Source organism: Kosmotoga sp., from assembly GCF_982836095.1.
In genome coordinates, this window is the sequence record NZ_CEYIHJ010000115.1 from 1 (window position 1) to 6,327 (window position 6,327).

The 6,327-nt window shown below is 42.0% G+C and carries 7 protein-coding genes; all 7 read left to right on the top strand.

Annotated features, from left to right (window positions below):
• The first annotated feature begins 223 nt into the window (after positions 1–223).
• On the top strand, positions 224–880 hold the full coding sequence (gene minC / locus AC3LHT_RS07830; protein WP_290645425.1) for a septum site-determining protein MinC: 657 nt from the start codon (positions 224–226) through the stop codon (positions 878–880).
• Positions 877–1,899, top strand: coding sequence for a M42 family metallopeptidase (locus tag AC3LHT_RS07835; RefSeq protein WP_488662495.1), 1,023 nt, complete (start codon positions 877–879; stop codon positions 1,897–1,899). Before minC ends, AC3LHT_RS07835 begins: the two co-directional genes overlap by 4 nt.
• Positions 1,889–2,929, top strand: a complete 1,041-nt coding sequence (locus tag AC3LHT_RS07840) for a M42 family metallopeptidase (RefSeq protein ID WP_488662496.1) — start codon at positions 1,889–1,891, stop codon at positions 2,927–2,929. Before AC3LHT_RS07835 ends, AC3LHT_RS07840 begins: the two co-directional genes overlap by 11 nt.
• Entirely contained in the window at positions 2,926–3,936 is a 1,011-nt protein-coding gene (locus AC3LHT_RS07845) for a M42 family metallopeptidase (RefSeq protein WP_488662497.1), read from the top strand. The genes AC3LHT_RS07840 and AC3LHT_RS07845 overlap by 4 nt, the downstream gene beginning before the upstream one ends.
• Positions 3,933–4,916: a dehydroquinate synthase/iron-containing alcohol dehydrogenase family protein gene (locus AC3LHT_RS07850; RefSeq protein WP_488662498.1), complete on the top strand. Its 984-nt coding sequence runs from the start codon at positions 3,933–3,935 to the stop codon at positions 4,914–4,916. The genes AC3LHT_RS07845 and AC3LHT_RS07850 overlap by 4 nt, the downstream gene beginning before the upstream one ends.
• The gene (locus tag AC3LHT_RS07855) at positions 4,913–5,674 is read left to right on the top strand and encodes a sporulation protein (RefSeq protein WP_290645435.1); all 762 of its coding nucleotides are present in this window, start codon (positions 4,913–4,915) and stop codon (positions 5,672–5,674) included. The genes AC3LHT_RS07850 and AC3LHT_RS07855 overlap by 4 nt, the downstream gene beginning before the upstream one ends.
• A 1-nt stretch (position 5,675) precedes the next feature.
• Positions 5,676–6,327 (top strand): ComEA family DNA-binding protein (locus AC3LHT_RS07860; RefSeq protein ID WP_488662499.1); only part of this gene is annotated, 652 nt, incomplete at its 3' end.

The following is a 6,327-nucleotide window of genomic DNA, read 5'->3' on the forward strand; positions in this document are numbered from 1 at the left end:
TCTCTTCCTCCTGACTGCCTCCTTTATTTTATCCTACATCGCTACTCGTCGCTAAAGCTCGCAACTCGAACCGCGTAACTCGGTTCCTCGTTCTTTAACTCATAACTCATAATTCATCACTCATAACTCATAATTCATAACTCGATACTTACACTCCCGCCTTCTCATTATCTACAACCAAGTGCATTCATGATAAAATTTACAAGTGAAGGGAGGGATCCTGTTGCCTATTGATTTTCGAATGACAAAAAGAGGATTGATTCTGCTCATAGAAACCTACACGAGTATCGAAGCCCTTAAACAGGAAATTATGACTAAATTTGCCGAAGCAAAGGATTTCTTTTCGGAAGGTGATGAGATTTCTTTAATGCTAACACAGGAAACCAGCAAACCCGATGACATTGTCAACATTGTATCGCTCTTAAACAACATGGGAGTCAGGGTAAAGGATATTTTAGTGGGTAGCCTGGAGAAAACAAATGTCAAGGTTGGACAAAAGTATAACCTCGTTAGGGAAAAAGTTACAGAGGTAAGAGGGGCAGTAGTTATCAAACGAAATCTTCGTTCTGGACAGATTGTGGTCCATAACTACGATGTCATTGTAATGGGGAATATACATGCCGGTGCAGAAATTATCGCTGGCGGTAGTATTGTTGTTTTTGGCTCTGCACGAGGTATTTTAAGAGCTGGTTACTCTGTGGGAAATGAAGCCATAATTGCCGCGTTGGAACTTTCGCCTTCTTTACTGCAAATAGGCGGAATAATTTCCCAGGATTATGAAAGGTTAGGAACACCCGCGGTAGCTCATATAAGAACTGGAAGAATTGTGGTTGAAAGTGTCGACAATATGAAATTTGAAACAAAGGGGGGGACGATTTGAAGGTTACGGAGCTACTTAAAGATCTCTCAAACTCTTTTGGCCCGGTTGGGTATGAAGATGAAACCCGTCAGCTCATATTTGACAGGATCAGCCCTTTCGTAGATGAGCTGAAAGTAGATAACATGGGCAATCTCATCGCATTGAAAAAGGGCAACACGGGCAAGAGAATCGCGACTTTCACCCATATGGATGAAGTTGCACTGGTCATTTCCAGGATAGATGAACGCGGTTATGCCAGGTTTGAAGGGCTTGGCGGTATTGACCCTAAAGTTTTAATTTCTCAAAAGGTCAGGGTAAAGTGCCGGGATGGTGTTGAACGCCGTGGAATTATAGGCATGCTTGCTCCTCATCTTCAGGATGCAAAATCAAAGGGAAAGGTTCCTGGTTTTGACGAGCTTTTTATTGATCTTTCAATGAATCCAGACTACGAAGCCATCCAGCCGGGAGATCTTGTTGTGATTGATTTTGAAGCCCTGGAACTGAATGGGAAAGTAGTTGGGAAAGCACTGGATGACAGAGCTTGTTGCGCTGTGTCAATTTTGACTGCCAGAGAACTGGAACGGTTTTCTCGCAGACCAGATGTTTATTTTGTCTTTACCTCAAGAGAAGAGATCGGTGCTTTTGGCGCTAAAGTTGCTGCCGAAGGCATTAAACCGGATCTGGCAATCGCAATGGACGTAACCCACGACAACTCAGAATTCGAAATAAACATAGGAAAGGGACCAGCGATTTCCGTTGGTGGTCCAAATATCGACAAGAAATTTTTTGAAAAATTAGATAAAACTGCCAAAAAACATAATGTACCCGTGCAATATGAATTTGCCGCTGGAAGAACCGGGACAGATGCGGACGTGGTTCAAATTTCCGGGACAGGTATTCCAACACTGCTTATCTCTCTACCTCAGAAGTACATGCACACTCCTGTTGAAGTGATTGATCCGACAGACGTTGAAAACAGCGTGAGACTTCTGGCAGCTTTCCTTGCTGAACTGGAAGAAGGTGAAAAAGATGAAGTTTGAACTCTTAAAAGAGCTGACCGAACTTCCGGGTATTTCGGGATTTGAAGAACCAGTTGCTGATTTTATCGAAAAGCAGATAAAGGGAAAAGTAGATAAATACTGGCGAGATAATGTAGGTAATCTCATTGCCCTAAAAAAAGGAAAAGCCTCCAGTGCGAAGAAACTCATGCTTTTGGCACACATGGACGAAGTCGGGCTCATGGTCACGAAAATAAACAAAGATGGGTCTGTAGGCATAACGCGTGTTGGCGGTGTTGACCCAAGAGTGCTCATTGGAAAGAAAGTATCGGTCGGGAAAGACCTGCTTAAGGGAGTTATCGGTTTTAAAGCCGTACATCTGCAAAAAGACGAATCTCTCTTAAAGACCCCTGCTTACAGCGATCTCAGTGTTTATATGGGCTTTAATTCGAAGGAGGAAGCATCCAAAAAAGTCAAAGTGGGAGATCCGGTTTACTTTAACACCCAGTATGAAGAAGTAGGACAATATGCATTGGGGAAGGCTTTTGATGATCGAAGCGGTTGCTTTGTTCTCCTCGAGGTATTAAAAGCCCTGGGAGACATGAGTCTTGAACACGATGTTTATTTTTCCTGGGTAGTTCAGGAAGAAGTAGGACTCAGGGGAAGCGGTGTTGCTGCAAGCCAGATTCAACCCGATGCGGCCATTGTTTTTGAAAATACCACAGCAGGTGATAATCCCGAGATACCTGAAAATCGTTGGGCTACCAAACTCGGTCAGGGACCGGCTTTAACATTTGCCCATGGAGGGCTTGTATTGAATAAAAGAATATTTGAAACAATCAAAGCAACTGCTGAAAGCAATGCGATTTCATACCAGTATAAAGCGAGGTTAGCTGGCGGTACGGATGCTGCAAGACTGGCGAGAACACTTTCGGGAATCCCATCGGGTGTGATTTCTACTCCTTCGCGCTATATTCACTCACCTGTTTCCATGATAGATACCAGAGATTTCTCTGCGGTTATAGAACTCGCAAAGATTCTTGTGATTGAAGGGAAGGTGCTACCAGAATGAAAGAGCTTATAAAAAAACTCACGGAAGTTTCTTCACCAAGTGGTAGAGAAGATAAGATAAGGGAAAGTATTATCACGGAGATAAAGAATCATGTTGATGGCTACAGGGTTGATGCATTGGGAAACTTGATTGCATGGAAAAAGGGCGTTTCTGGCAAAAAACTTCTCTTTGACGCCCACATGGATGAAATAGGCGTAGTAGTTACTCACGTGGACGACAATGGCTTCCTCAGAGTGGAAATGATAGGCGGAGTTTCTCCTTATGTACTCCTTGGCACAAGAATTAAATTTGAAACAGGTACTGTTGGTGTCGTTGGTGTTGAAGGAGAAACAGGTAAAGAATATGCCGAAAACATGAAGAACCTCGCTTTCGATGTTATATATGTTGACATCGGTGCTACTAATAAAGAAGATGCCATGAAAAAAGCGCCAATTGGCACTTTTGGAACCTATGAAGCCACTTTCCTCGATCATGGGAAGCGTCTCGTATCAAAGGCCATGGATGATCGTATTGCCTGTGCCATACTTGTTCAAGTAGCAAAAGAACTCAAGGAACCCAAAGATGATGTTTACTTTGTTTTCAGCGTTCAAGAAGAAGTAGGGTTGGTAGGAGCAAGTGTTGCAGCGTATGATATTAAACCAGATATGGCTATCGCTCTCGATGTAACAGCTGGTCCAGACACTCCTAAGGCATTTAAGAGAATGGGGTTCAAACTTGGCGCTGGGCCAACCATAAAAATCAAAGACAAAGCCAGCATAAGCTCTTCGCAAGTTGTAAAGAAGCTAACTGAAATAGCCACCACAAATGGAATCCCCTATCAATATGAAATACTCATTTTTGGTGGAACCAATGCAAGGGGTTATCAATTAACAGGAGCAGGAATTGCTTCGGGAACGGTATCTGTCCCTACAAGGTACGTTCACACTCCTCACGAGATGGTGGATTATGATGACGTACTTAACACTGTTGCACTTTTGAAGAAACTCGCTGAAGAAGGAGTAGCATGAAGAGTCTTTCCTTTGAATTGCATGAAAAACGACGTTGTGGCATTGTTTTTGGAAAAGATTTCGATGCTTTTTCACCGGAGTCCATTTTTGTGATGGACTCCGGCCTTAATAATCTATTGCAAAATAAACCAGAGGATGTTCACCTGTTGCCCGGCGGTGAACATATAAAATCTATCGATAGGGTTTTCGAGTTGTATCAGCTTTTTAGAACCAGGGGCCATTCAAGAGTTGTTGCCTTCGGAGGCGGGGCAATTATTGATATGGTTGGTTATTCGGCTTTTAGCCATGGCCAAATCAACGAGTTTTATGCAGTACCTTCTACCAGCCTTTCACAAACCCTTTTGCCTATACATGGGAAATTTTACATAAACTTCGAGTTTCGGAAGGATTTGTTATCACTATATGGTCTCCCGAGCAAGATTTATGTCAATCCCGATCTCAGCTTCTCAAGATTTCTTGAACGCGGGAACTGTGAATTAATCCCCTTTCTGTTAACCACTTATTCTTACGATGAACACGCTTTTCTCTATTTGGAGAAACTGTTGAAAAAAGATGAGAAGCTACCTTTAGATACCTGGGCGGACATCCTTTGGCTGGGAATAAAGCTTTATACCGAGAAGGTCAACAATAACCCGGGTGTTATTGGAATGAGATTTGCGAATCTTTTAGAATCTGCTTTCAGACTAAAATTGGATTTTCTTAATGCCCTTGCCTTTGGTGCTGTGTTTGAGATATGGCTGGGCAAGATCTTTGGTGTCGTAAAGAAAGAGCAGGACTTATTGACACTGTTGAGGAAATTTTGGAACCGTCACTGGCCTCTTCGACTCGATTTTAGTTCGATTAACGAATACCTTTCACAGACCAAAAACCTGGAAATTGAAATAGCCTGTTTTGGGAACGTTTTTCATGAGAGAATTGATACAAAGGAGTTTTTTAGTTTGTTGAAAAGCCATGGCAGAGAATTGGAGCGCTTACTATGAAAGAAAGGGCTTTGAACGTTGTAATAAGAGTTTTAATCATAATCATACTTGGTTTGTCAATATTCACCTTTTTACTCGGTGGCTATGCTTATCTATTGAAAAAAGAAGCTGAAAATTACCGTTTGATCATAGAAGAAATTCGCTCGAATTTTCTCCCGGAAGAAAACAACATCTCGATTGCTTCAACACCAACAGCTACGGAATTTGCCGAAATATCTGAGGCTTCTTCCGAAGTAATTATAGAGAAACCCAGTCCGGTGAATCCCGTGCCGAATTTCTACATTGAGAGTTTTGACTACAAAAAACTAATCCTGAAGTCCTTTGACTACTTGATTGAAGGTTCAGATTTATCGTACGTTGCGGTAGATGCTGAATTAGCTTTCAAACTCTGTGTAGAAGCCGGTGAATTAAACTACTTCATCACGGAGATTGAAGAGGGAATTTATGGCGTAGCTTCATTAAAAGGATTACCATTAGAAGGCTTATACCCTTCGAAAGTTGTTTATGGGTTACAGCTTGTTTCACACACTTTCGCCGATGGTATTGCACCTCAGATTATAAGCTTAAGAGCTAAGGGCTATCCAGCCTTTATCTATAGGTGGGTCACATCTGATGGGCGTACTTTTTATTCAGCAATATTAGGGCTTTTTCCAGACCTTGATACGGTTAGGAATTATTCCAAAAATCTAAATGTGGCTGAAGTCGAAGAATTGACAGGATGGAGGATAGCTGATAGATTTCCAAGAAGGATAGAATAATATGAGAAGGCTTTCAACAAAAGAAGCTCAGATTCTCGGAGTGTTGCTTTTCATACTTGTTCTGGCTCTTGTAGCCTTGTTTGGACCTGACAAACCTTCTGAAAGCGTCAATGAAGAGAAAATACCAGGCATGGAAACGAAAGAAATCTACCCCATAGATCTCAACAAAGCCGACGCAAAAACGCTTGAGTTGCTGCCAAATATAGGTCCTTCAAAGGCTAAAAGCATTATCGACTATCGTGATAGTCAAGGCGGATTTAACAGTGTAGACGAACTTTTGAATGTAAGTGGTATTGGACAGGCAACGTTGGATAAGATAAAAGAGTTTGTTGTAGTAAGCGGCGGTTCAGAGATCAACAGAAGAGGTGAAGATACTGAAAAGCTGGACCTGAACACAGCTTCTCTAGAGGAATTAGTAACTTTACCGGGAATAGGTGAAATCAAAGCGAAAAACATCATTGAGTACAGAAACAGCCATGGTGGTTTCCGGAATATTGAAGAGCTAAAGGAAGTTAGCGGTATAGGTGATATGACTTTCTCGAAACTGGAAGAGCTTGTCAGCGTTGAAACAGAAACAGAGCCGTTGAAAACAGTTTCTACTAAAAATAGTTTAATCAATGTGAATCAGGCAAACACCGAGGAATTGCAGAGGT